At 53.9% G+C, this 24619-nt stretch carries 21 protein-coding genes and 1 pseudogene; 10 read left to right on the forward strand and 12 right to left on the reverse strand.

Translation table 11 applies throughout. From position 1 onward, the window contains the following. Window positions 1-18: 18 nt before the first annotated feature. Window positions 19-789, reverse strand: coding sequence for a transporter substrate-binding domain-containing protein (locus I5192_RS20450; protein WP_170393886.1), 771 nt, complete (start codon window positions 787-789; stop codon window positions 19-21). Window positions 790-909: 120 nt separating this feature from the next. On the opposite strand from I5192_RS20450, the gene I5192_RS20455 reads away from it, so the two are divergent. From I5192_RS20455 to I5192_RS20475, 5 genes are all read left to right on the forward strand, one after another. Then, window positions 910-1650 carry an amino acid ABC transporter ATP-binding protein gene (locus I5192_RS20455; RefSeq protein ID WP_170407352.1) on the forward strand — a complete coding sequence of 247 codons (741 nt, stop codon included), beginning with the start codon at window positions 910-912 and terminating at the stop codon, window positions 1648-1650. A 10-nt stretch (window positions 1651-1660) separates the two neighbouring features. Then, a complete protein-coding gene (locus tag I5192_RS20460; RefSeq protein ID WP_170422752.1) occupies window positions 1661-2422 on the forward strand; it encodes an amino acid ABC transporter permease in 762 nt (253 codons plus the stop codon). Between the two features lie 10 nt (window positions 2423-2432). Continuing rightward, window positions 2433-2768, forward strand: a complete 336-nt coding sequence (locus I5192_RS20465; RefSeq protein ID WP_223118653.1) for a carboxymuconolactone decarboxylase family protein — start codon at window positions 2433-2435, stop codon at window positions 2766-2768. 29 nt (window positions 2769-2797) lie between these two features. Further along, a complete protein-coding gene (gene phnY / locus I5192_RS20470) occupies window positions 2798-4258 on the forward strand; it encodes a phosphonoacetaldehyde dehydrogenase (RefSeq protein ID WP_370644480.1) in 1461 nt (486 codons plus the stop codon). Between the two features lie 140 nt (window positions 4259-4398). Beyond that, on the forward strand, window positions 4399-5412 hold the full coding sequence (locus I5192_RS20475; protein ID WP_170611609.1) for an NAD-dependent epimerase/dehydratase family protein: 1014 nt from the start codon (window positions 4399-4401) through the stop codon (window positions 5410-5412). A gap of 63 nt (window positions 5413-5475) precedes the next feature. On the opposite strand, the gene I5192_RS20480 is transcribed toward I5192_RS20475, so the two are convergent. From I5192_RS20480 to I5192_RS20490, 3 genes are read right to left on the reverse strand one after another with little or no spacing between them, the layout of a single operon-like run. Then, entirely contained in the window at window positions 5476-6558 is a 1083-nt protein-coding gene (locus I5192_RS20480; RefSeq protein WP_223118655.1) for a DegT/DnrJ/EryC1/StrS aminotransferase family protein, read from the reverse strand. Window positions 6559-6562: 4 nt separating this feature from the next. Further along, window positions 6563-7669, reverse strand: a complete 1107-nt coding sequence (locus I5192_RS20485) for a formyltransferase family protein (protein ID WP_170562078.1) — start codon at window positions 7667-7669, stop codon at window positions 6563-6565. After that, on the reverse strand, window positions 7666-8619 hold the full coding sequence (locus I5192_RS20490; protein WP_170562081.1) for a Gfo/Idh/MocA family protein: 954 nt from the start codon (window positions 8617-8619) through the stop codon (window positions 7666-7668). Before I5192_RS20490 ends, I5192_RS20485 begins: the two co-directional genes overlap by 4 nt. A 163-nt stretch (window positions 8620-8782) precedes the next feature. Between I5192_RS20490 and I5192_RS20495 the strand changes: the two genes are divergently transcribed. Further along, window positions 8783-10285, forward strand: a complete 1503-nt coding sequence (locus I5192_RS20495; RefSeq protein WP_170562084.1) for a glycosyltransferase — start codon at window positions 8783-8785, stop codon at window positions 10283-10285. Here the strand turns inward: I5192_RS20495 and I5192_RS20500 are convergent. Further along, complete coding sequence (locus I5192_RS20500) at window positions 10282-10584, reverse strand: UDP-N-acetylglucosamine 2-epimerase (RefSeq protein ID WP_255612260.1); 303 nt, start codon at window positions 10582-10584, stop codon at window positions 10282-10284. The genes I5192_RS20495 and I5192_RS20500 overlap by 4 nt on opposite strands. Before the next feature lie 230 nt (window positions 10585-10814). Between I5192_RS20500 and I5192_RS22665 the strand changes: the two are divergent. Then, window positions 10815-11124, forward strand: a pseudogene (locus tag I5192_RS22665) (transposase); the annotation flags it as partial. Between the two features lie 74 nt (window positions 11125-11198). On the opposite strand, the gene I5192_RS20505 reads toward I5192_RS22665, so the two are convergent. The 5 genes from I5192_RS20505 to I5192_RS20525 all read right to left on the reverse strand — a co-directional run bounded on the left by I5192_RS20505 (window position 11199) and on the right by I5192_RS20525 (window position 19152). Then, entirely contained in the window at window positions 11199-13991 is a 2793-nt protein-coding gene (locus tag I5192_RS20505; RefSeq protein ID WP_223118657.1) for a bifunctional aconitate hydratase 2/2-methylisocitrate dehydratase, read from the reverse strand. Between the two features lie 291 nt (window positions 13992-14282). Further along, entirely contained in the window at window positions 14283-14771 is a 489-nt protein-coding gene (locus I5192_RS20510; RefSeq protein ID WP_170509117.1) for a sarcosine oxidase subunit gamma, read from the reverse strand. Window position 14772: 1 nt separating this feature from the next. Continuing rightward, window positions 14773-17643, reverse strand: a complete 2871-nt coding sequence (locus tag I5192_RS20515; RefSeq protein WP_223118658.1) for a 2Fe-2S iron-sulfur cluster-binding protein — start codon at window positions 17641-17643, stop codon at window positions 14773-14775. After that, entirely contained in the window at window positions 17630-17887 is a 258-nt protein-coding gene (locus I5192_RS20520) for a sarcosine oxidase subunit delta (RefSeq protein WP_170393857.1), read from the reverse strand. Before I5192_RS20520 ends, I5192_RS20515 begins: the two co-directional genes overlap by 14 nt. Window positions 17888-17901: 14 nt before the next feature. Next, the gene (locus I5192_RS20525) at window positions 17902-19152 is read right to left on the reverse strand and encodes an FAD-dependent oxidoreductase (protein WP_223118659.1); all 1251 of its coding nucleotides are present in this window, start codon (window positions 19150-19152) and stop codon (window positions 17902-17904) included. 273 nt (window positions 19153-19425) lie between these two features. Here I5192_RS20525 and I5192_RS20530 point away from each other — a divergent pair, with 273 nt between their 5' ends. Continuing rightward, window positions 19426-20229 carry a phytanoyl-CoA dioxygenase family protein gene (locus I5192_RS20530; protein ID WP_255612253.1) on the forward strand — a complete coding sequence of 268 codons (804 nt, stop codon included), beginning with the start codon at window positions 19426-19428 and terminating at the stop codon, window positions 20227-20229. 34 nt (window positions 20230-20263) lie between these two features. Here I5192_RS20530 and I5192_RS20535 read toward each other — a convergent pair whose 3' ends face one another. Together I5192_RS20535 and I5192_RS20540 are read right to left on the reverse strand one after the other, a co-directional pair. Beyond that, complete coding sequence (locus tag I5192_RS20535; RefSeq protein WP_170422580.1) at window positions 20264-21313, reverse strand: aromatic ring-hydroxylating dioxygenase subunit alpha; 1050 nt, start codon at window positions 21311-21313, stop codon at window positions 20264-20266. A 96-nt stretch (window positions 21314-21409) separates the two neighbouring features. Beyond that, window positions 21410-22339, reverse strand: coding sequence for a LysR substrate-binding domain-containing protein (locus I5192_RS20540; RefSeq protein ID WP_170407021.1), 930 nt, complete (start codon window positions 22337-22339; stop codon window positions 21410-21412). 95 nt (window positions 22340-22434) lie between these two features. On the opposite strand from I5192_RS20540, the gene I5192_RS20545 reads away from it, so the two are divergent. Together I5192_RS20545 and I5192_RS20550 are read left to right on the forward strand one after the other, a co-directional pair. After that, window positions 22435-23520, forward strand: a complete 1086-nt coding sequence (locus tag I5192_RS20545; protein WP_255612254.1) for a hypothetical protein — start codon at window positions 22435-22437, stop codon at window positions 23518-23520. A 154-nt stretch (window positions 23521-23674) separates the two neighbouring features. Next, window positions 23675-24619, forward strand: a complete 945-nt coding sequence (locus tag I5192_RS20550; protein WP_223118660.1) for a fatty acid desaturase family protein — start codon at window positions 23675-23677, stop codon at window positions 24617-24619.

Raw genomic sequence — 24619 nt, forward strand, 5'->3', positions numbered from 1 at the left:
AGTTACTAGGGCCTCTGATCAGAGACCCCAGCGTTCCCGGTTTTCGTCAAAGAAGCCTTGGGCTTTTTTCACTTCAATCCAGTTGTTCACATAGTTGATCCAGACCTGATCACTTTGCGGCAACAGCATCGCGATGGGAGAAGGAGAACGTGGACCGGCATTCTTGACGCGGACGACCGGGAACTTTGCTTCAAGGGTCGATCCCTCGATATTCGAGGTTATGAACACATCTGCACGACCGGCCAAGACCTCCTGAAAACCACGTGCAGGAGCTTCGACCACTTTGATATCCGCATCGGGGAACCATTCGCGCACGCGCTTTTCAAAGGTGGTGCCCAGGGTAGTAGCAACCTTCACGTCCGGCTTGTTGATCGAGTCGTAGCCATCAAATTTGTCGGCCTTTTCCTTGGTTGTGTAGGGAAACAACTCAACCGCGATGTAACTGTCGGAAAACCCTGCAACTTTCATGCGCGGAGGTGAGATAGAAGCCGAACCGGTGATGTGGTACTTCCCCGCTACCACACCATTGACCAATGTTTTCCAGTCGGTGGGCACATATTCGACCTCAACACCCAGATCAGCGGCCAGCGCGTTCATGATGTCGATATCATAGCCTTTATAGCTGTTAGTCGCCGGGTCGCGCAGTGACATCGGATTCCAGTCACCGGTTGTCCCCACTTTCAGCACGCCGTCATCCAAAATTTCATTCAGAGCCGACTGTGCTTGCGCAGCGCCGCTGATCACAAGACCGAGCGCAGCCGCAGCCGCGACTTTAACAAAACGTTTCATGTGGTTCTCCCGTTGGTGGCGTTAGTCTTTTATCACGACATTGCTTCTTGATTTAAGCGTAAAGAAAAAGATAACCTCAAGCAACTAATTAACTCATAGTAATCACAAGTGGGCCAGCAGATGCCAAACGCAGCGATCGAGCTTGTCGACGTAGACAAGTGGTTTGGCACATTTCACGTGCTCAAGAACATCAACCTGACAGTCAACAGTGGTGAAAAGGTTGTGATCTGCGGCCCATCCGGATCGGGTAAATCAACGGTCGTAAGATGCATCAATCAGCTTGAGAAACATCAAAAGGGCACCATCCGCATCGATGGGGTCGAACTGAACGATGATGCCAAATCTGCAGCCACCATCCGGTCAGAAGTTGGCATGGTGTTCCAGCAATTCAATCTGTTCCCGCATCTAACAGTGCTGGAAAACCTGACCCTTGGCCCCATCAAGGCCCGCGGGTTGAGCCGAAAAGAAGCCGAAGACAAAGCGCGCCATTACCTCGAACGTGTTCATATACCCGATCAGGCCGACAAGCGCCCGATACAGCTTTCGGGTGGACAGCAGCAGCGAGTGGCAATTGCCCGTTCGCTTTGCATGGAGCCCAGGGTCCTTTTGTTCGACGAACCCACCTCAGCGCTCGACCCTGAGATGATCTCCGAGGTGCTCGACGTGATGGTTGAACTTGCCGAGGAAGGCATGACCATGGTTGTGGTGACCCATGAGATGGGATTTGCCCGAAAAGTGGCCGACAACATGGTGTTCATGGATGCAGGCGAGATTGTCGAACAAGGTAAGCCCGAGCATTTCTTCACCAATCCAAAGTCTGAGCGGTGTCAGAAATTCCTGAGCCAAATTCTGCAGCATTGAGTTGGGTCCGATGAAAAAAACACTTCTCTTCCTTCCCCTTTTCATGCTGATCACGGGCTGTTCGTCCTCACAGACCTGGGGTTGGTACGTCATTGACCCAACCACGGCTTCAGGCTGGACCAATGTAAAATTCCTGATTTCGGGCATGGGTGCGACCATTCAGATTTCGCTGATTGCGGCGATCTTATCGATTGTCATCGGGCTGCTGGTTGCCCTGCCCGGTTTATCGGAAAAGCGCGGCTGGCGGCTGGTAAACCGGGTATATGTCGAGTTCGTTCGCTCGATCCCTCTGTTACCTATGCTGTTTTGGGTGTTCTACGGGTTGCCGATTGTTTTTCAGTCGATGGGTATGAACATCCCAATCGATCCCTTCTGGGGCGCAATTATCACCCTTGCGATATCGGACAGCGCCTTTACCGCCGAGATCTACCGTGCCGGTATACAATCTATCGCAAAAGGGCAAAGCGAGGCGGCGCAAACGATTGGCCTGAACTATTTTCAGACCATGCGCTACGTGATCCTGCCGCAAGCGATCCGGCGCATTCTGCCGCCGCTGGCCAACCAGTTCATCTACATCGTGAAGATGAGCGCATTCGCCAGCGTCATCGGCATGCAAGAACTGACACGCCGTGCGAATGAGCTGGTAGTGACGGAATACCGCCCGCTTGAGATCTATACCTTGTTGATCTTCGAGTATCTGGTGCTGGTACTGATCATCAGCGCCGGTGTGCGTTGGCTCGAGCGCCGGATGGGCGCAGATGAGCGCGGATAAGGAGCATAAGATGGACTGGAAAGACTTCATGGCCGAGACCGAGGCCAATATTGGTGCATTCTCGAAAGAAGTGCCCGAAACCATCCGTGGTTTTGGCATCATGGGTAAGGCCGCCAAAACAGATGGTGCGCTGAGTGAAAAGACAAAGGAATTCATGGCGTTGGGGATTGCCATCGCGACGCGCTGCGACAGCTGCATCGGCTTCCATGTCAGCTCATTGGTGCGGCTGGGTGCGACCCGCGAAGAGCTGTGCGAAGCGCTGGCTATGGCCACCTATATGGGCGGCGGCCCGTCTTACGCCTACAGCGCCAAGGCGTTGAAGGCGTTTGATGTGTTTTCAGAGTAATAGACCGGTACGCGGTCCGATTTCATTGGATGGTTCTTGCCATGGCAGTCACCGAAATCCGTAATGAAGGGATGCGAATTGGTGGCAAGATCATCATTACCGCTGAGACCATCCCGGTTCACTACCCCTATACCAATGAGGTCGTGGGCCATGTGCCCGCAGGGCAGGCTGAACACGCGCGCCGCGCCCTCGAAATTGCGGCCCACTACAAGCCCGAACTGACCCGCTATGAACGCAGCCAAATCCTGCAACGGGCTGGAGAGCTGATTGGTGAACGTCGCGATTACCTCACCAAATGGCTGGTGCTTGAGCTTGGCATCTGCCATCAACACGCGATCTACGAGACCAAGCGCGCGCAGGATGTCTTTCAATTTGCAGCGGCCGAGGCACTGAAGGATGATGGCGAAATCTTTGCGTGCGATCTGACCCAAAACGGTAAAGCCCGCAAGATTTTCACGATGCGCGAGCCTGTGACCGCTATCAGCGCGATCACTCCATTCAACCATCCACTCAACATGGTCAGCCACAAGGTTGCTCCGTCGATCGCCACCAATAACTGCATGGTCTGCAAACCGACCGAGTTGACGCCTCTGACCTGCCTGACGCTGGCCGATATCCTTTATGAGGCAGGCCTGCCGCCTGAGATGTTTCAGGTGGTCACTGGCTGGCCACAGGACATTGGGAATGAGATGATCACCAATGAAAACATCGACATCATAACCTTCACCGGTAGTGTTCCCGTGGGCAAGATGATCGCAGAGAAAGCGGTTTACAAACGTCAGGCGCTGGAGTTGGGCGGTAACGATCCACTGATTGTTCTGAATGACCTCAACGATGCCGATCTAGACAGGGCCGCAACGATCGCCGTAGCCGGGGCCACCGGCAATTCGGGACAACGCTGCACTGCGATCAAGCGAATACTGGTGCAAGAGAGTGTCGCGGACACCTTTGTGCCTTTGGTGCTGGAGAGGGCCAAAAAGATCAGGTTCGGCGATCCGCAGGATCCTGAGACCGAGCTGGGTTGCGTGATCCACGAGGATGCGGCCAAGCTTTTCGAAGATTGTGTTCACTTGGCCCAGAAAGAGGGAGCAGAAGTCCTTTACCACCCCGGACGTCAGGGCGCGCTGCTGCCGCCGATCGTGGTCGACGACGTTCCCCACGACTCTGCGTTAGTGATGGAGGAAACTTTCGGCCCCATTATTCCCATCATTCGCGTGCCCGACGACGATGACGAGGTCATGCGCATCTCGAACTCTACTGTGTACGGCCTGTCGTCGGGGGTATGTACCAATGACCTGAACCGCGCAATTGCCTATATCAATGGGCTGAACGTGGGCACCTGCAATATCTGGGAACAACCCGGATACCGTATCGAAATGTCCCCCTTTGGCGGCATCAAGGATTCGGGCAATGGTGTCAAAGAAGGGGTCATCGAGGCAATGAGGTTCTTTACGAATGTCAAAACCTACTCGCTTCCTTGGCCCGGTTGAAGACTTGTTGAAGATTGCAATGCACACCACTAGAGATTCATGCTCACTCAGCCATGAAATGACCGCTTGAGCCCTTCGGCTCTTGGCGTCATATGTGCCTTCGAACGCACGCGCGATGCCCCGAAACAAGGAAATACCTCATGCAAAAGGTTCTGATCACAGGTACTGCCGGATTTATCGGGTTCCATCTTGCCAAACTTTTGCTTGAGAACGGTTGCCGGGTTCATGGCTTTGACGGGATGACTGATTATTACGATGTCCGCCTCAAACAGAGCCGACATGCGCTGTTGCTGGAGAACCCAAATTTTTCGTGCGATGAAGGGATGCTGGAAGATACCGCCAAGTTCGACCAGATCGCTGATGCTTTTGAACCGGACGTGATCATCCACCTCGCGGCGCAAGCTGGCGTCCGATATAGCCTGGAGAACCCGCGCGCCTATGTCGAAAGCAATGTTGTCGGGACGTTCAACGTTATGGAAGCTGCGCGGCGGCACAAAGTGCGGCATCTGCTGATGGCTTCGACTTCGTCGATCTACGGGGCAAATCCTGACATGCCCTTCGATGAGTGCGAAAAAGCAGATCATCAACTCACTATGTACGCAGCCACCAAAAAGGCAAATGAAGCGATGGGACACTCCTATGCCCATCTTTGGGATATTCCGACGACAATGTTCCGCTTCTTCACAGTCTACGGTCCTTGGGGGCGCCCGGACCTTGCGTTCTTCAAATTCACGGACGCGATCCTCAACGACCGCCCGATAGACATCTACAACCACGGCGACATGTATCGTGATTTCACATATGTGGATGACCTGGTGCGCGCAATCTCTCTGCTGATCGACGTTGTGCCTGTTCGCCCCAAAGCCCCCGAAGACATCGCCGAAGGTGACAGCCTGAGCCCGGTCGCTCCCTATCGCATAGTGAACATTGGAAATTCAGACAAAGTGCGTTTGTTGGATTTCATCGACGCCATCGAAGAAAGCCTCGGCAAACCCGCGATCCGAAACTATATGGAGATGCAGTTGGGCGATGTGCCTGCAACTTGGGCCAATGCCGATCTGCTGCACCGCCTGACCGGTTATCGCCCAAAAACCGAAATCAGGGACGGCATTCAGGCCTTCGTGGACTGGTATCGCGCATATTACGGTAAATAGAACCTGCAAACCTGCCTAAACCTGAATTCGCCGGCCACAGCACCGATTAAACCGTCAGCGCGATCAGATCGCTTTTCTCAGTGCCTCGATTATCTGCTCTTGCGAATTCTCCTGCAGATACGGGTGCATCGGCAGGCTAATCACTGTTGCGGCGGCCTGATCGCCAATAGGCAAGTCGGCATTTGGGTCAGAAACAGCTGGTTGCTTGTTCAACGGCAGTGGATAATGCACGGCGGTCGGAACCCCGGCGTCTTTGAGCTTAGCTTGCACATCCTCACGATTGTCCACGCGTATCGTATACTGCGCCCAGGCGCTGGTCGCCCCCTCCATCAGCGTTGGAGCGGCGATATTGGTTTCCTTCAGTAGCACTTTGTAACGGTCCGCGACGGTGTCTCGCAGGACCAGTTCATCCTCGAAAATATCCAGCTTGCACAGCAGGATCGCAGCCTGCAACGTGTCCAGACGGCTGTTAACGCCAACCCTGATATGGTGATAACGCCGATCCTGCCCGTGCCGGGCAATCTGGCGAAGAATGACGCTCAGATCATCGTCCGAGGTGAAGATCGCACCACCATCGCCGTAGCAGCCAAGGGGTTTCGATGGGAAAAAGCTGGTGCAGGAAATCGTTGACAGGTTTCCTGACCGTTTGCCACGCAACGATCCGCCAAAGCTCTGAGCAGCATCCTCGATGACAGGTAAGCCGTTTGCCACAGCTACCTCGTTAATTCGTTCGAAATCAGCAGGTTGGCCATACAGCGACACCGGTATAATTGCCTTTGTCCGGGGTGTGATCGCAGCGTCAAGCTTGTTGGGATCAATGTTATAACTAGTCTGGTCAATATCGACATAAACCGGCTTTGCGCCCAGCAATCTGACGGCTTCAGCCGTGGCGATATATGAAAATCCGGGCGTGATGACCTCATCCCCCGACCCGACCTCAAGCGCCATCAAGGCAATTTGCAATGCATCCGTTCCATTGGCGCAAGTGATGCAATGTTTGGCACCCGTAAAGGCAGTCAGCCGTGCCTCTAGTTCAGCCACTTCTGGGCCAAGAATGTACTTTCCATGCGCCAACACTTTGGCAATGCCGGCATCAAGCTGATCCTTGATACGTTTCTGTTGTTCCGCCAGGTCAATAAATTGCATTGATCTAATGACGCCCTATCTTCTCTTGAAAATATCGTTCTAGGTGCTCTGCCTTTGCATCCTTAACATAATCCATAAGTGCTCGGCCATGCATATCTGTTCGCAAAGGATCTGCTCCACTTGCCAACAACGTATCCAAAAGTTCAAAACTTGCATTTGGATGAGCCATAAGCGCGGTTTTTGCATACATTAGAACAGTAGTGCCGTTTCTTCCGGTCGCGTTCGGATTTGCCCTGTGCTCTAGCAGGTAGTTTGTCAATTCAAGGCGCTGATTGAAGGCAGCCATGATCAGTGGCGTCCACCCTTTTTCAGTGCGCTCTTCCAGAAGATCAGGGTGGATTTCAAGTATCTTCGAAACAGCCTGTACGTCACCCTGGTTGCACGCCACCTTCATGCTTTCAAATGCCTGCATACGGACCCTAGTTGCACGCCAAGCTGGGAAGTTAAGTAAGGTTTCCCATTTTTTGGAGGGTGCCATGGGCTCATTTTTAGTGGGCCTATGAAGCGCAGTTGGCGACAGCTCCGATTTGGTCCAGCAATCCAAGAATTGTCTTAGCGCTGTGATTTGCAGTCGATAGGTGTTTTCCTGAACTATTTCAGGAGTATCCGTCGCGCTGATTTGAGTAGCGTCAAATGCCAGATGTTGCCCCGCGTCAACCCTGGGGTCTATCAGGTGAGTCGTAACCCCGGCATCGACTCCATTTTTGAGAGTATAGAAAAATGCATCCAGGCCGGATGTCTCGGGAATCTTTCCAGGATGAAAGTTCACAATACCCTGCTTGAAGGCTTCGATAACTGGTCGTTTGAGGATTCGCGCGCCGGATATGATACCTAGCTCCAAACCATGCTCATCAACCAGATTAATGATGCCGTCGATATCACTATGCGGCATTTCAACGAAAGAAAAACCTAAGCGCTCGCAGAGTTCCTTTGTATCAAGCGGTGGTACTGCCCTGAGCGTATGTGGGAAGTAAACTGTGCGATCCATTGATGGCAGCTTTTGAAAAGGTGCACCGATTACGGTCACCTCTCGTTGACCCATCAGCGCTAGCTCTACGAGAAAATCATGAGATTTTCGATGAGGAAACGCGTAGGCGAACACTGCAATCATTGATCAGTGCCGGAATTCAACTTGGGGTGCTGCTCGCCCTTGCGAGCTTCGATTGGTGCATTGCGGATATAGTTGACCATACCAATCGCTGGTCGATTTTCGTTAAGCCCAAACCCGTTCCCTTTCAAAATCTCTTCGTAGCTTCGCGTATGCAAATCAGCGAAACCACCAGAAAACTCGACCTCTTCTTCATTGATCGTGATCGACCGATAGGTTCTGGCTCCAGCTTCCCGCGCATCTGCCGGAACGTCGTTAATATCCAACGACAAGAACCAACGGCACCGGGCATGTTCGAACTCCAGATAACCCGCAGCCTTTGTCGGGGCATTGAGATGGACGTGGTTTGCCTGAAGGTCTCCGAAGAGAAAATGCAACATGTCAAAGAAATGTACGCCGATGTTGGTGGCAATACCACCAGATTTGCGGACATCCCCCTTCCAGCTCTCCAGATACCAACGTCCACGGGACGTGATGTAAGTCAGATCGACCTCGTACTTGGTATCTTTGGGGCTATTTCGAATCTTGTCCCTCAGAGCAATGATCGATGGATGTACGCGCAACTGCAGGATCGTGTTTACGGTCTGTCCGGTCGCCTGCTCGATCGCTTCCAGACCATCGATATCCTCGGGGTTCAACACCAGCGGCTTCTCGCAAATCGCATCAGCGCCTGAACGAAGGGCAAACCGCATGTGGCTGTCATGGAGATAATTCGGCGAGCAGATCGAAACATAATCAACTTTGCCCGTTTCGCTGCGACGTAACATGTCAACGTAGCGATCAAAACGCTCAAACTCTGTGAAAAAATGTGCATCGGGGAAGTGGCTATCGATAATCCCAACGGAGTCGCTTGTGTCTAGAGCAGCCAACAACGTGTTTCCGGTATCCGTTATCGCCTTCATGTGGCGCGGCGCGATGTATCCTGCGGTTCCTATCAGTGCGAAGTTGCTCATTCGGTGCGTCCCAAGTGCTCAAATTGTGCTACAGCGCTTCCAAGAATTTCTTTGGGAAGTCAATAGAGGCAGGCATTTCAAGCATCACCAATCGCGCTGGAAACCCCGATCAACCTCTGTTAGAGCAGTTCGGAATTGTCAGAGCTAGATTGATCTTCGACCGATGTCAGACACCCGTGCCAAATCTCAAAAAACCGTATTCTGTCTTACCTACCACGAAATTACGGCGGATGCGCGCGTTCTCAAAGAAGCGCGCGCGCTTCAAGCAGCGGGCCACAATGTCCACATTTTCTGCGACTGGCCTGGAGGCTCGCCGCAAGAAGAGGTCATTGATGGCATTCAGATCACTCGATTCAACTGGCAGTCTTGTGAGAACATCACTGAAAAATTGCTTGAACGTTTCTCGTTTATGGAGCGAACGTCCGCTCAAGTCGAGCAACGTGTCTTACCGTATGTCGAATCCGCTATTCAGCTAAATTCTTTAAAAACCTGGTTGAAGACTTTCCTCACGGACGAAGCCGTCCAAAAGCTTGACCCGATGTACTACAAAAACTTCGGTGGTGATGAAAGGCGGGCTAGAAAACTCGTACACAAGCGGCTGCTTTGGAAAACACGGCTTGGACTTGGATTCGGAAAGGGCCCGAAAAACCTCAAGTCATTTATGTTGATGGCCCGAAAAGTCAGAGAGAATTTCTTTAAACTCTATCAGTTGGAATCATTGATTTACGCAGAAAACCTTTGCCACCTTAAATTTGATGATACCCCGGACGTCATTCACGCTCATGACATCTATTGTCTCCCGGCGGGCGTTGTGCTTGCAAAACAGTTTGGGGCGAAGCTTGTATATGACGCACATGAATATGAACCAGCACGGGCGACGAAGAATCCAACTGATGGATCGAACTTTGCAGAAAACCTAGAAGACGATTGCCTCCCCTTCGTCGATTATATGATCACCGTATCGTCGTCCATCGCAGATTTGTATGCCAAACGCTTCAAAGATAGTCCGACACTAATCCTCAACGCTCCAGAGATAGATGTCGATTACATAGACGGTCGTAATAAACAGGAATTGGATCAGCTTTCAATTCGTGCTCAGGCAAAAGTTGCAGACGGGGCGCCCTTGATTATTTTTACTGGCGGCATTCAAACATCGCATCGTGGGTTAGATAAAGTACTTGAGGCTTTGGTTCATCTTCCCGAAGTCAAGTTAGCTTCGATGGGCCCACGGCACCTCCGAAACGACAAGTGGTTCATGAGTGTCGCTCATGACCTAGGTGTGGATGATCGCGTTACCTTGCTTCCACCAGTGGCTGCTCCAGATGTACCCATAGCGATTAGTACCGCAGATGTTGCAGTCATTCCGATTCAAGATGCGTCATTAAGCTATCGGTTTGCAATGCCCAATAAGCTATTCGAAGCCGCGTTTGCAGGATTGCCGATCTGTGTCTCCGATCTTCCCGACATGCGCCGTTTTACAGAATCGCTCGGTTTGGGGCGAGCAATGGACGAAACAGATCCTCAGAGCATTGCTGAAGCTATTCGGGATGTCTTGGACCATCCCGAACGCTTTACGTTAAGCGTCGACAACAGAAGGAAGCTTTGGGAGACCTACAGCTGGCCTGCGCAAGCCAAGAAGTTGGCGGCGCTCTATGAAGGTATTTAAACTCGCGCGGCTAGTATCTGTGCGATTTGTTGCGAAGCGGTTCCATCACCATAGATTTCTATCTGATTTCCGCTAGTCCCTATCGCACTTAGGATACCATCCTCGATATCCCTTTCTATGGGCGAAACGATACGATTCCAGCCGCTTTCATCAAGCTCAATCGACCCTGTTTCCGTTCTAATAGTGACGCAGGGTACGCCGTAGAGATACGCTTCTTTCTGCATTCCGCTAGAGCCCGTAGAAACCAGCACCGCATTGCTTTCTAGAGCGACCATATCCAAGTACCCGACTGGGTTTATCGTTTAGACATGTCCGAATTTACGACCGATTCCATTTATCCTTGCGGCAGTACGTTGATGAAATGGCAAGACAACCGGATTTTGTTTCGCAACCGCCTCCAGACCATCCACAATGCTCGTCAACGTTTCTAGCGAACCCGTATTTTTAGCTCTAAGGATCGTCGCGAGTATGAATCCCTTTGCGTCAACCCCAATGTCAGTCGAGATCGTTGATTTCTGCTTGGACTCACCTCGCAGATCGCGGCTCTGATGCAAACCAGTTCAGGGAGTCTTCACAAGACAAGGGGATACGCGCTGGCATTCCAGGCCGAAAGCAACAAAGTACAACTTCAAATACGACAAACGCAGATGCAAGCGGCAAAACCGCGTTGAAATCATGTTCGGCCGGCTCAAGGGCTGTAGACGCGGCGCAACGCGCTATGAAGGCTGCCCAAAGGTCTTTCTCGCAGACATCGCTCTCGCGGAAACCGTCTCTATTGGTTGGGGATCATGACCCTACTGAAATGGCTAAATCTCATTCCGCAATACAAGCATTGCTAGACTTATCGATTCAGAATGGATTCTATTAGACAGCATAAGGCCGGTGCGCCTGAGCGGCGACCGGCCTTTTCCAATCAGAAATGTGCCGAATTGGAATTTGCGGGCTTGGCGACCGGAGGTGCAAAGCGGGTCAGGTCGATCCCTTCGACAGCGGCCTTGTATTCCTCGATTTTCGGAGTTCGCCCGAGGATGGCAGACAGTACAACTACCGGTGTGGAAGCCAGAAGGGATTCACCTTTCTTATCTTCCGAGTCCTCGACAACACGCCCTTGGAACAAGCGGGTAGATGTCGCCAGAACAGTATCACCTTTCTCAGCCTTTTCCTGATTACCCATGCAAAGGTTGCAGCCCGGACGCTCAAGATACAGCGTATTTTCGTATTCGGTTCGCGCTGATGTCTTGGGGAAAAGATCGTCGAATTCGAAACCGGAATATTCCTGAAGAATGCTCCACTCACCTTCTTCCTTCAACTCATCAACTATGTTGTAGGTTGGCGCCGCGACGACCAGAGGGGCCTTGAATTCAATCTTGCCCTCCTTCTTCTCAAGGTTCTTAAGCATCTGCGATACGATGATCAGATCACCCTTGTGGACCATGCAAGATCCGACAAATCCCAGATCCACTTTCTTTTCCCCTTTGTAGTAGGAAACAGGCCGGATCGTATCGTGCGTATAACGCTTGGAGACATCCGCGTTGTTCACATCAGGGTCGGCGATCATGGGCTCGTTGATCTCGTCCAGATCAACGACCAGCTCGGCAAAATACTCGGCATTTTCATCCGGCCTCAGGGCTGGAACTGCGCCGGATCTGATCTCGGCTATACGTGCGTCGGCTTTGTCGATCAGGCCTTGCAGGGTCCGCGCCTCATTCTCCATGCCCTTGTCGATCATGATCTGAATCCGACCTTTGGCGATTTCCAGTGACTCGATCAGGGTCTCGTCTTCGGAAATACAGATCGAAGCCTTCGCCTTCATCTCGGCCGTCCAGTCGGTGAAGGTGAAAGCCTGATCCGCCAGAAGGGTACCGATATGAACTTCGATAATACGCCCCTGGAACACGTTATCGCCGAACGCCTTCAGCATCTGCGCCTGTGTCGCGTGGACCACGTCGCGGAAATCCATGTGGTCGGCCATTTTGCCTTTGAACGTCACCTTCACGGATTCCGGAATGGGCATGGTTGCTTCGCCCGTGGCCAGTGCCAAGGCAACGGTGCCCGAATCCGCCCCGAAAGCCACACCTTTGGACATGCGCGTGTGCGAGTCGCCCCCAATGATGATGGCGCGATCATCCACGGTGATATCGTTCAGAACCTTGTGGATCACGTCAGTCATCGAGTGATATTCACCCTTGGGATCGCGCCCTGTGATCAGGCCGAAATTGTTCATAAACGCCATCAGTTTGGGGATGTTGGCTTGCGCCTTCTTGTCCCAGACCGAGGCGGTGTGGCAACCGGACTGATACGCACCATCGACGGTTGGAGAAATCACGGTCGCCGCCATCGCCTCAAGCTCTTGCGAGGTCATCAGGCCAGTGGTATCCTGCGATCCTACGATGTTGACCTTGACCCGTACGTCCGACCCGGCGTGCAAGACCGTGCCTTCCGCTACTCCCAAAGCGTTGCGGTTAAAGATCTTTTCGACCGCGGTCAGGCCCTGTCCATCTCGGCTGATCTCTTTCGACGGCGCAAATGCCGACTTCAGCTCGACTCCCAGTGTCTGTGCTGCAAATGTTTGCAACTTCTTGCCGAACACGATGGCGTAGGATCCGCCGGCCTTCATGAACTCCTGCTTTTGCGGAGTGAAGGACGAGGCAATATCAACAAGCTCTTTGGCGCCATCGGCGTCATAAAGCTTTTTGTCTTTCGTATTGATCGTGAGCACTGTCCCGGTTTCGACCGAGTACTTTTGCTCCAGGATAGGGCTGTCGTCATTGTTGAGGATCGGATTCCCCTCGGAATCGACTTTCTTGACCCAGTTTTTCAGGTCGATACCAATCCCGCCCGTCACACCAACGGTGGTCAGAAAGATCGGAGAGATACCGTTCGTACCGGCCACGATCGGGGCAATGTTTACGAATGGCACATATGGGCTGGCCTGCTTGCCGGTCCAAAGCGCAACGTTGTTGACACCCGACATCCGGGACGAGCCAACGCCCATTGTCCCTTTCTCAGCAATCAGCATCACGCGTTTATCTGGGTGCTGGCGCTGTAATTCTTGAATCTCGTCTTGCGCTTGCTGCGAGATTAAGCACTTGCCATGCAGCTCCCGATCCGAGCGCGAGTGTGCCTGGTTGCCCGGCGACAGCAAGTCAGTCGATATATCGCCCTCGGCAGCGATATACGTGACAACTTTGATCTCTTCCTCGATATCGGGCAGCTTGGTGAAGAACTCGGCCCGCGCATAGCTTTCAAGAATGTCGCGTGCGACCGGATTTCCGGCAGAAAACGCCTCCTTCAAACGATCCGTATCAGCCTCATATAGGAAGACCTGTGTTTTCAGCACTTCAGCCGCCTGCCCTGCGATCTCGGGTTCACCACCCAAAGCCAGATCAAGAAGAACCTCAACCGAAGGACCGCCTTTCATGTGCGACAGCAGTTCAAAGGCAAAGGGTACTGAAATTTCGTCAACCAGCGCTTCGCCCTGAATGATCTCTTTCAAAAAACGTGCCTTCTCGCCAGCGGCGCTGGTCGTGCCGGGCAGCGTATTATAGATGAAATAGTTTAGAGAATCCGCACGATGCGCATGATCGACGTCCTTGATCTGCCTAACAAGCTCTTTGACAAGCGCGCCATCATCAATCGGTTTCGGATGCAGACCCTGCGCTTTGCGGGCTTCAATTTCGTCGAGGTAGTTGGTGTAAAGGCTCATGGCTCGTTCCGGTATATGTGGCTCGATTAGCAGGGGCTCAAAGACGTTATGAACGCCCGAGGATCCTAATTGTATGCGGCGGTATACTAAATGATCGGAACTTGCAAGCCTTGCACCTGTGGCGCGATGTCCCGTCTAAAAGCAACACTTCACAAAGGATCTTGTGCCAGCCAATGACTTTCGATAAGTCCGCTATGTCCTTATCTGAACCCCGTTCCTGGACGATATGCATATAGACCGGCGAGGTAATGAATAGCCATAAGGCGTAAACCGCCCCTGCTTCGAATTGCGTCAGGCAGTTGCTCGGGTCAGATAATCCTGAACCATGTCGCCAAAACTCTGTTCAACCGCAAACTCAAAACCAGCCTCGCAGCGCATCACAAGTGCTTTTAGGCCAAACAACTCGGAATAGGTTACTGCGTCTTCATCAAAAGCAGTGACATGCAGATCAAGCGGGCAGGCAATAGCCATCACTTCAGCGGCTTGGGGTCCGGCGACACTAAAGAAGGTAAGGGTGTCCGATATCCGCACTATACTGATGTCCGCAGGGCAATCCGTTGGTTTGAGCTGTGCTTCCAGTGCCTCTTCCAGTTCCAGCGAAGCACGTACAATCCAGTGATTGCGTCCAATGTGATATACCTCAACCGCTTCCTGCATCGCCCTTGTGTTGGGGCGGCTTGGCAGAGAAAACTCGGCCCAATTTTGAACGACCTCGGGATCCCCTTTGAGGTCAAACAGCGCATTCAGGGTTTGGCGTTCGATCTTGACGTCGTAGCTCATCTCAGGACCTCAGGCGCTGACCCTCGGGGTCATGGAATACAGGCTTTGTGATGGTCACCGGGATCACCTCGTCTTTCAGCCGAACATGCGCGGTTTGCCCGTGTCGCTCCTGCCCGTTCTTCAGCAACGCCAGGCCAACCCAGCGATTGTTGACGACGCTCCAGACGCAGGCGGTAACCAATCCTTCGGTCGCTTCTTTGCGACCTTTAGGGGTCAGTGGCGCGCCTTCGGGCACTTGCTTGTCAGGGTCTTCGGGCAAGATGCCGACCAATTCCCGGCGTTTCCCTTCCGCTTCACGGCGCAAGTGGACCGAGCGCTTGCCTAGGTAGTCGGGCTTTTTCTTCGACATTGCCCAGCCCATGCCCAGGTCATAGGCGTCCACGGTACCATCGACCTCGTGACCCAGCGAAAGAAAGCCTTTTTCCACACGCAAGACATGGCTGGATTCCGATCCTACAGGCAGGATATCAAAGGGTGCACCAGCCTCCATCACCTTGTCCCACAAGGCGGCCATGTGGCGTGGGGCAACGTTGACCTCATAGGATAGCTCACCGGTGAAACTGACGCGCACAACCCGCGCAGGGAACCCCGCTACCGTACCGTCCCGGAACGACATGAAGGGGAATGCCTCGGGCGACAGATCGATATCCGTACACAGCGCGTGCATGACATCGCGCGCGCGGGGTCCACAAATGGTGGCGTTGTTCCACTGGCTTGTCACAGTTGTGATCATGACTTGCCAGTCAGGAAACTCGGTCTGAAGCAGCTTTTCCATGTGCTGGTTGACGGCGTCTGCATGGCCCGTTGAGGTCGAGATCATCCAGCGGCGCTGATCCAGCCGAAAGGCCACCCCGTCATCTATGATCAGACCGTCATCCGACAACATAAGACCATAGCGACCATCGCCGGGCTTCAGGCTGGACATGATGTTCGAATACAGAAAATCCAGAAAGCGCGGAGCATCGCGCCCTTTAAGCTCGAACGTGCCGAGCGGCGAACCGTCGTATACGCCAACGCCTTCACGCACCGCGCGGCATTCCCGGTTCACCGCCTCTTGCAGGCCCTCACCGGGTTTGGGAAAAAACCCCGGACGGCGCCATCGGGCACCAGCCTCATACATCACTGCGCCATAATCCTTGTTCCATTGGGTCACCGGCGTGTGCCGGTAGGGGAACAACACCGAGTCCTCACGCAGCCCCCCAATCGCACCGAATGAGACCGGCGTGTAGGGAGAGCGGAATGTCGTCGTGCCAACATCTTGCAATAGAACGCCCTTTTGCAGAGCAACGGTGCCAATAATGTTGATATTGCCCGTCTTGCCCTGATCTATGCCCATCCCGCCAGTGGTGTAGCGTTTGACATGTTCCACGTTGTCATATCCTTCACGCAGCGCCAGATGCACATCGCTGACCGCAACATCGTTCTGAATATCCAGGAATGCCTTTCCACGTTGCCCTGGCACATTTACGCGCCATAGCGGTTCAATCGAACAAGGCAGCTCTGAACCGTCATCGATGATCCGATCCAGTGTGAGATCCCCCGCCGCCGCGCCGACGGCCCGACAGGATTGAATCGGTTGATCGGGCAAAAACGCAGCGAGTTCTTCATCAAACCGAAGTGTGCTGCGGGACTGAGACCACAGGTGCACCGTCGGATTCCAACCGCCGGAATGAGCCAGCAAGTCGCAGTCGATCCAGGTGCCTGCGCCCCCGGACTTGGGAACGGCCTTGACAGCACGGATGCTTTTGTACCCTCGGATATCGGCGGCTACTGTTCCGGCATGGACGGTTATCCCCGACACCAGATCAAGAGCTTCCCTTGGAACCGTGTCGCGGCTATCGAGGATCGCGTTAACCGTTACCTCAGCTGCGACCAGATCGGCGGCCACTGCGTAAGCGCTGTTGTTGTTGGTGAACAGAACCACACTCTGACCGGGTGTCACGCCCCAACGATTAACATAGGCCTGCACGGATGAGGCCAACATGACGCCCGGCCTGTCATTATTGGCAAACACCATCGACCGTTCCGTGGCCCCGGTGGCAATCACCACCTCAGCAACACGGACCCGCCAGTTGCGTTCTAGAATGCTGGCCTGATCCGGCTCGCGTTCATTGACGATCACTAGGTTGTGTTCGCGATAGGCCCATACGGTCGCGTTCTGAAGATGGGTGACGTTTGCCATTTGGCTTAGTTCTTCAACCGCTTCGCCTACCCAATCCATCGCCGGACGCCCGCCAATGGTCAGGGTGCGGTTCAGGAGGCTGCCGCCCGCTTCGGTTCCCTCGTCTGCGAGGAAGACTCGCTTGCCTGCCAGACCAGCCTCAAGTGCAGCTTGCAGGCCGGCGGGACCTGCACCTGCAATCAAGACATCTGCATGAGCGTAGCGCGCTTCGAAATGCCCCGATGAAGGCGGTTGCGCAGGCGCTGCTGCCAGCCCCGCCGCCTTGCGGATGTATGGTTCAAACAGATGCCAGTTAGGCCATTTGAAAGTTTTGTAGTAGAAGCCCGCAGGAATAAAACGGCCAATCAATTGATTGATCCCGCCCAGATCAAACTCGGGCGATGGCCAGCAATTGACCGAGCGTGCATTCAGCCCTTCGCGCAATGGAACCGTGGTCGCTGGACGGTTGCCCGAGGCGTCCTCGCCTTCCAGCTCCACAAGGGTTCCCGGCTCTTCAGGCCCGTGTCCGACAATGCCGCGTGGGCGGTGGTACTTGAAACTACGGGCTGTTACTCGCACCCCGTTCGCCAGCAGGGCCGAGGCCAGAGTGTCCCCTTCGAACCCTTCGTAAGTTTTCCCATTGAACTGGAACGTCAGAAGGCGGCTTCGATCAACACGACCACCCACCGCGCGGCGATTAATCTGAGCCATCGGGCACCTCCACAATGTCATGTGTCACGGTATCCCGCCAGATTGTCAGCCACTCGCCGCAGCCCCGTGCGTGCCACCACCGCTCTTGCACAGGCCCCATCGGGTTGGGCGTTATGGTCAGGTATTCGACCCAATCAGCATCGCTGACGGCGTTGGTATCGGGTCGAGCAGCTCCGACCGGGCCGCCATAGACGAACTCGCTTTCATTGCGCTTGCCACAGAATGGGCAGGGGATGAGCATCATGATCCTGTCCCTTCCTATCTCGCCGTTGTGGTGCCGGCTTCCATCACAAACTCTAGATGGCGGAAGCGGTCCAAAGTGAACGAGGCCATCAGCGGATGCGGCTCGCCTTTGGCGACCAGATGCGCAAGCGTCAGTCCGCCCGCAGGAATGGCTTTGTATCCGCCCCACCAGCCAGCGGTCACGAACAGCCCCGGTACGTCAGTCTGATCCATGATGGGCGAGGCATCATGGGCAATATCAAGATGCCCACCCCATTGGCGCATTAGTTTGAGTTTCTTGAAGCTCGGGAAAAGCGATAGCATCGCGGTCACAGTGTCTTCGAACACATGTTGCTTGATGTCGCGACGAAAGCTTTGCCCCATATCAGGAGCGCCGCCGATCACCATCTCACCCTTGTCAGACTGGCTGAAATAGAACCCACTGTCCGGGCAATTTACGATGACATCCACCAAGGGCTTCACTGGTTCGGACACAAAGGCCGTCAGGTTCATCGTGCGCAATGGCAGCTTGAGCCCCGCTGTCTCGGTCAATGTCGTGGTATGGCCCGATACGGCCACCACAACCTTTTTTGCCCGCACGGTGCCGCGATTGGTCTCGACACCTTCGATGCGCCCATCAGCGCCACGGATCAATGCTTGCACGGCGGTCTGCTGGTGGATCTCGACCCCCATCGCATCCGCCGCACGGGCATAGCCCCAGGCCACCGCATCATGCCGGTTTACACCTGCATCCGTGTGGACCATGCCGCAGATGATCGGCAGGCGCGCAACTGGCCCACCACCTGTCAGAGCAGGTATGCGTTTGCGCAATTCGTCTGTGGTGATCTGCTCATAGGTCGAGCCATATATGTCCATAATCAACTGCCGACGCCGCAACTCTCGCAGTTTGGGCCAGGTCTGCACCACATCCACCATGGTGCGCTTGGAATGCATCATGTTGAAGTTCAACTCATGCGTCAGCCCTTCGTACATCTCGACGGATTTGACGTAGAACGGGATCGACTCGTCACGCATGTAATTTGACCGGATCGTAACCGTATTGCGCGCTATGTTTCCGCCACCCAACCAGCCCCGTTCCAGCACGGCGACGTCGGTTATGCCAAACTCTTTGGCCAGATAATAAGCCGTGGCCAGCCCGTGACCCCCTGCCCCGATCACCACCACCTCGTACCGGTCTTTGAGCGGCGGGCTCCGCCAGGCTCGGGACCAGTTCTTATGACCAGAAATCGCGTTACGGGCGAGTGAAAATGCCGAATATTTTTGCATAGCAAGCACAATATTTATCAGAAAAAATATATCGTCAATAAATATATTTACCATTACGCAAAAACTGCTTGGGCAATCAAAGGTGGTGGGCTACCATGGCGCATGACCTTCAAAATTGAACAGTTTCATCGGAATCTTGCTGGCAAATGGTCGGCCCGATCCCGCTGGCCCTGCTTCATCATAAACTGCCGCAGTTCACCCTCTCTCTGACTCCATGCAGACCGTGGCGCTTTGCGCCTGAATTCAAACCCGACGGGAAATGAGGCGGATGCTATGGATGGAAGAACTATGATAAACACACCGGATACAGATACTGTTCAGCAAGCGTATGCGCGCGACGGCGTCGTTTTATTGAGAAACATCCTCACAGACGATTGGTTAAACAAGTTGCGTGATGCCGTGGACGAAGAGGTCAAAAAGGGTGACCGGTATTTTGCCTATAAAAATATGCGTGAAAAACCGGGTATCTTTCAGGACTATTGTCTGAACTCAGATATTGGAAAGCGCGTGGCCGAGGTGGCGGGCAGCCCCTGGACTTCGTTGATCTATGACCAAATTTTCGTGAAAGAACCTGGCACACGCACCCAGACCGGCTGGCATACAGATCAGCCCTATTGGCCTGTGGCCGGTCCCATCATGACAATGTGGATCGCACTTGATCCTGTCGACCCAGACAATGGAGCGCTGGAATTTGTCCGTGGCTCGCACGCTTGGGGCGCAAAATACCGGCCTTTCAAAACTGACCAGCTTGGCAAGTTTCTTCACTATCTGGAAGAGGATAACCCGGACTATATCGACATGCCCGATTTCGAGGCGGATCGCACTAAATATGACATATTCCACTATGAACAGATGGAACCTGGCGATGCCCTGGCCTTCGATGGAATGACTGTGCATTCGGCGATGGGCAACCGAACCTCGACCCGTCGCAGGCGTGGATATGCGGTACGTTTTGCCGTTGAAGGTGCCACCTATGAACCGCGCGATAGCGTTACTGAATGGCTGCATGATGACGACCTGAAACCGGGTGCTCCCTTTGCCGGTGGGCGCTTCCCTGTCATCTATAGCAACACCTAAGATAAGGGGCCGGGAACTGGCCCATGTTCAGGTTTCAGGCTTGCCGAATTGCACCCTCTGGCACAGCGGCCTCGGCCTCGATCGCTCGGTCGAGCACGCGTCGGTATGTTTTTGCCCCGGCATCCAAACCCAGATCAATATGCGGTGTCTGAGCGTTTTTCATGCCCTTGTGCACTTTTTCCAGCACATCTTTGTCTTCAAGAAACGCCATCCGCGCACCATCATTCATGAATTTCGAAACCTCGGCATTGTCCGGATCAGAGTTGCGATGCTGGAACCAGAAATACCTGGTCTGATCCTCGTTGATTGGCGTCATGAAGTTGTAAGAGATGTTGATGAATGTCTCATCGACAGGATCTTTGTCATATCCACCCGTGCCAACCGGAGTATAGATGGACTTATTCAGCCCGATTGCGGGCATGCACATTTCGTAATGCTGCAAGCGGTCGCAATCGCCGTCGAACGAGACCAGTTTGGCATAGTAAGGCGATGGAGGTTTGTTTTCGATCCAGCGCGAGACAATCACGCCGCGATCTGTCTTTTTGACGTCCAGAGGCTCTTCATCCGTTCCCGCGCCGGCGAATGACGAGACATGTACCCAGGCCACGTGGCTGGGATCAAGCAGGTTGTCGCAAACCCAAAGATAATGGCAATCGATATCCATCACCCCGCCATCGGTCAGGCCCCAGCTCGTGTCATCAAAGTTTTCGATTGGGAAAATCAGGTCCGGATCAGCCAGTTCAGGATCGCCCATCCAGATCCAGAGCAGGCGATAGCGGTCGACAACTGGATAAGACTTCACCACCGCGCGCCGAGGCGTCATCCCCCGCTGCGTTGGGCTGTCCGTACATTTGCCCGAACAATCGAATGTCAGCCCGTGGTAGCCGCATTCGACCAGATCCCCTTTCAGATTGCCATCGGATAGCGGGAGCTTGCGATGCGGGCAGGCATTCTCAAGCGCAACGGGCGTCCCATCCTGCTGACGATAGAGCACAATGTTCTCACCCAGATATGTCTCAGCCTTCAGTTCACGCCCGATATCCTTGCTCCAGGCGGCAACATACCAGCAATTTCTGAGGTACATGGTTTGCTCTCCAATTTGATCAGTTGGCTTAGCGCCATTATGGCAGCGTCAGTGCAATACACCATTCTGGATTTGTAATGATACATATAAGGCAAGCTAATTCGGCAGCATTACCGACGGGGGCAGATCGGGCTGCGAAGCAACTTCGGCCTTGATCCAGTTCAGGAACTCGCTGACTTTTTGGCTGTCTTTGCTATCAGGGCGCCGGACGAGCCAATAGGAAAGTGGCGATTGGGTCAGTTGCTGAAACGGTCGCACCAGACGGCCATCGCACAACGCATCAATAACCAGCGGTTCGCGCCCAAGCGCCACCCCCAGCCCCTCAATCGCTGCCTGTATGACCATGTTTGATTGGCCCAATCGGCGCGTGCGCACTCCAGACGGCAATGTCAGATTGGTTTGCCGCGCCCAGAACTCCCATGTTGGGCTGGACGTACCATGGTGCAGATTTTCATCTACCAGCAGTGTGTGCTGTGACAAATCTTCAATGCGCTTCAGTTCAGGCAACAGCGCGGGCGCGCAAACGGGAAACAGCCTTTCCCGCATAAGCAAATCCACTTCAAACCCGGGATATTCACCAAGACCATATCGAATGCCGATATCGGAATCTGCGCCGGAAAACGGATAGTATCCCGTATCCGTCGCGATCGAAATAGACAGGTCCGGGTGGGCCAAATCAAAGTGCAGAAGTCTTGGAAACAGCCAGTTGAATGCAAACCCCGGCAAACATGAAATCACGATGGTCCGGTCCGCACGCGTTCGATCGCGAAGTTGCGCACACACATCTGAAATGCGCCCCAACCCATCCGAGATTGCCTGCGCCAATTGCTCACCTTCGCGGGTAGGTCGCGATTGCCGCGCACCGCGCACCAGCAAATCCCGCCCAAGCCATTCTTCGAGCGATCTGACGTGCTGGCTGACGGCACTTTGGCTGACCCCCAGTTCCTCGGCGGCGGGCGAAAAGCCGGAATGGCGTACAACTGCCTCAAAGGCTCGCAGCGCGGAGTATGGCAGATTCAAGATCATATTAGTCATCCTAATGTCAGCCATTATCACTTTCAAATGGATTGCCGGCGGCCCTAGGCCGTAAGTTGATAGTGTCAAGTAATCAGGAGATGTCGATGTCCGACATGACGCCAGAGCGGGGCGCTTACAATCTGCTGGTCAATTGCGCCCGCGCGGCGGCGGGTGAAAGGCTGCTGATTGCCTATGAACCTGCAGAGTTTGGATATTTCGACGCCGACAGCGTGAATGTTGTCAGTCAGGCGGCCCGTCAACTTGGGCTGGGGGTCGACACGATTGATGTGGGCTTCAATCCGGACAATCCGCAATTATCGCCCGATCTGCTTGCCCGGTTCGAAGCGGCAGACATCATTCTATTTTTGGCCCGGCTTGGGGATCAGTTGCGGTTCTCGGACATGCCGCAGGATAAGAAAGTCATCGTTAGCTTCGCTTTAACCAAAGAAATGCTGGGATCTGGTTTTTCCAACGGCCACCACGATGCGTTCATGGAGCTTAAGGCCGATATCAACGCGGTCTTGGACGCGGCCAGCGAGGTGCGGATCACTTGCCCTTTGGGCACTGATGTAAGCGGTCGGCCAGTGATGAACCTGCAACCCTCGGGCGACACCTCGATCCTGCGTTTTCCGATGTCAGTCTTTACCCCGGTTCCTGCCCACAGTTTCTCGGGCCGTGTGGCGATTAGTTTTCTGACGGGAACGGGGTCGAAGTATTACGATGACTACACCATCGAATTCGACCGCCCCGTCTTTGCGATGATGGAGAATGGGCGGCTGCAGCGTTTTGACGGCGATCCCGCCAACGCCGCACGGGCCGAGGCGCATTATGATCGGGTAGCCAATCAGTTGGGAATTGATCGCAATTTCGTGCACTCTTGGCATGCAGGTATCCATCCGGGCTGCGGCTACCCCTGGGATATGCGCGAAAACTATGAACGCTGGGGCGGCTCCGCTTTCGGAAATCCACGCATCCTGCATTTCCACACCTGCGGGGCGTACGCCCCCGGTGAAATCAGCTGGAACGTTATTGATCCTTCCATCGAAATCGATGGCGTAACTTATTGGAACCACGGTACATTCCATGCCGAACGGTTGCCTTGCGGCCAATCAATCCTGGATCGGCACCCTTGCGCGGCCGCCCTGTTCGCCCATCCCGATCCGGATATCGGTCTGCGTGCAGTTGGCTGATCAATAGCGGCTTGATCGAATCACGAGCTGTGGAAATACTCTTAGATAATAGGGTCTGTTCGAGTTGGCCCTATGGTGCGGAGCACTCCCGTCTCCGGTGCCGGAATATGCGCAGAGGGCAAGACCCCCGCTCCGGCAAAATCATGGAAATCACATGTCAAAAGCTATTGTTACGCCGCTGACTCAGGCTCTGGCCGAAGGAAAACTGACGCGCGAAGAACTCAAAGGATTCATGCAACGCTCGAACGCGCACGGGTTACGTCATCTTGCAATGTGGATTTTAGTGCTGGCCTGCACGACAACATTGATCACCCTAGCCTGGAACAGTTGGCTGATTTGGCCCGCGATGTTTCTGCAAGGGGTCGTCTTGGTGCATCATTTCTCACTTCAGCATGAGTGTGTGCACTATACCGTGTTTCGCACCCGGTGGTTGAATGATCTGGTTGGTCAGATTTGCGGGCTGATCATCATTCTGCCCCATCGGTTCTTCCGATACGAACATTGTGATCATCACACGTTTACGCAACTGAACGGAGAGGATCCCGAACTGATCCCGCTGCCCAAATCCCTTGGCGAGTACTTTTTGTACCTGTCAGCCCTGCCTTATTGGCGCGGTAAGTTTACTGAGCTGTTCCGACATGCCTTTGGGAAGCTCAGCAAGGCCGAGTTGAGTTTCATTCCCAAAGAGGAGCATCAGTCGGTCTATTGGGACGCGCGCCGCATGCTGGCCATTTACGCTTTGATCTTTCTGGCTATGGCCTCCACCGGATGGTGGGGATTGATCTGGTATTGGATCATACCCCTGTTTCTGGGTGAGCCGGTGATGCGATTCATACGAATGACCGAGCATGTCGGACGTCCCACCGTGGCGCAGATGTCAGAAAACACGCGCACCAATCTGGTGTCAAAGCCGATGTCATTTTTATGCTGGAATATGAACTATCATGCCGAACATCACTATGTCGCCTCAGTTCCCTTTCACGCTCTGCCCCGTCTGCATGAGAAGTTAAAGGATCATATCTTCGTCGAGAAAGGTGGATATCTGGCTGCGCATCGCGACATTCTGCGGCAGATCATGCAACGCAAAGCCGAGGCCTGA

The organism is Ruegeria sp. SCSIO 43209 (assembly GCF_019904295.1).
Lineage (GTDB): Bacteria > Pseudomonadota > Alphaproteobacteria > Rhodobacterales > Rhodobacteraceae > Ruegeria.

Excerpts from the sequence above, each read along its gene's own strand:
- I5192_RS20460 (WP_170422752.1), top strand. The coding sequence starts at position 1,661 with ATGAAAAAAACACTTCTCTTCCTTCCCCTTTTCATGCTGATCACGGGC.
- I5192_RS20545 (WP_255612254.1), top strand. The coding sequence starts at position 22,435 with ATGTCCGACATGACGCCAGAGCGGGGCGCTTACAATCTGCTGGTCAAT.
- I5192_RS20520 (WP_170393857.1), bottom strand. The coding sequence starts at position 17,887 with ATGATGCTCATCCCCTGCCCATTCTGTGGCAAGCGCAATGAAAGCGAG.
- I5192_RS20475 (WP_170611609.1), top strand. The coding sequence starts at position 4,399 with ATGCAAAAGGTTCTGATCACAGGTACTGCCGGATTTATCGGGTTCCAT.
- I5192_RS20515 (WP_223118658.1), bottom strand. The coding sequence starts at position 17,643 with ATGGCTCAGATTAATCGCCGCGCGGTGGGTGGTCGTGTTGATCGAAGC.
- I5192_RS20490 (WP_170562081.1), bottom strand. The coding sequence starts at position 8,619 with ATGAGCAACTTCGCACTGATAGGAACCGCAGGATACATCGCGCCGCGC.
- I5192_RS20465 (WP_223118653.1), top strand. The coding sequence starts at position 2,433 with ATGGACTGGAAAGACTTCATGGCCGAGACCGAGGCCAATATTGGTGCA.
- I5192_RS20505 (WP_223118657.1), bottom strand. The coding sequence starts at position 13,991 with ATGAGCCTTTACACCAACTACCTCGACGAAATTGAAGCCCGCAAAGCG.
- I5192_RS20540 (WP_170407021.1), bottom strand. The coding sequence starts at position 22,339 with ATGATCTTGAATCTGCCATACTCCGCGCTGCGAGCCTTTGAGGCAGTT.
- I5192_RS20530 (WP_255612253.1), top strand. The coding sequence starts at position 19,426 with ATGGATGGAAGAACTATGATAAACACACCGGATACAGATACTGTTCAG.
- I5192_RS20485 (WP_170562078.1), bottom strand. The coding sequence starts at position 7,669 with ATGATTGCAGTGTTCGCCTACGCGTTTCCTCATCGAAAATCTCATGAT.
- I5192_RS20535 (WP_170422580.1), bottom strand. The coding sequence starts at position 21,313 with ATGTACCTCAGAAATTGCTGGTATGTTGCCGCCTGGAGCAAGGATATC.
- I5192_RS20510 (WP_170509117.1), bottom strand. The coding sequence starts at position 14,771 with ATGAGCTACGACGTCAAGATCGAACGCCAAACCCTGAATGCGCTGTTT.
- I5192_RS20450 (WP_170393886.1), bottom strand. The coding sequence starts at position 789 with ATGAAACGTTTTGTTAAAGTCGCGGCTGCGGCTGCGCTCGGTCTTGTG.
- I5192_RS20550 (WP_223118660.1), top strand. The coding sequence starts at position 23,675 with ATGTCAAAAGCTATTGTTACGCCGCTGACTCAGGCTCTGGCCGAAGGA.
- I5192_RS20525 (WP_223118659.1), bottom strand. The coding sequence starts at position 19,152 with ATGCAAAAATATTCGGCATTTTCACTCGCCCGTAACGCGATTTCTGGT.
- I5192_RS20480 (WP_223118655.1), bottom strand. The coding sequence starts at position 6,558 with ATGCAATTTATTGACCTGGCGGAACAACAGAAACGTATCAAGGATCAG.
- I5192_RS20455 (WP_170407352.1), top strand. The coding sequence starts at position 910 with ATGCCAAACGCAGCGATCGAGCTTGTCGACGTAGACAAGTGGTTTGGC.
- I5192_RS20495 (WP_170562084.1), top strand. The coding sequence starts at position 8,783 with ATGTCAGACACCCGTGCCAAATCTCAAAAAACCGTATTCTGTCTTACC.
- phnY (WP_370644480.1), top strand. The coding sequence starts at position 2,798 with ATGGTTCTTGCCATGGCAGTCACCGAAATCCGTAATGAAGGGATGCGA.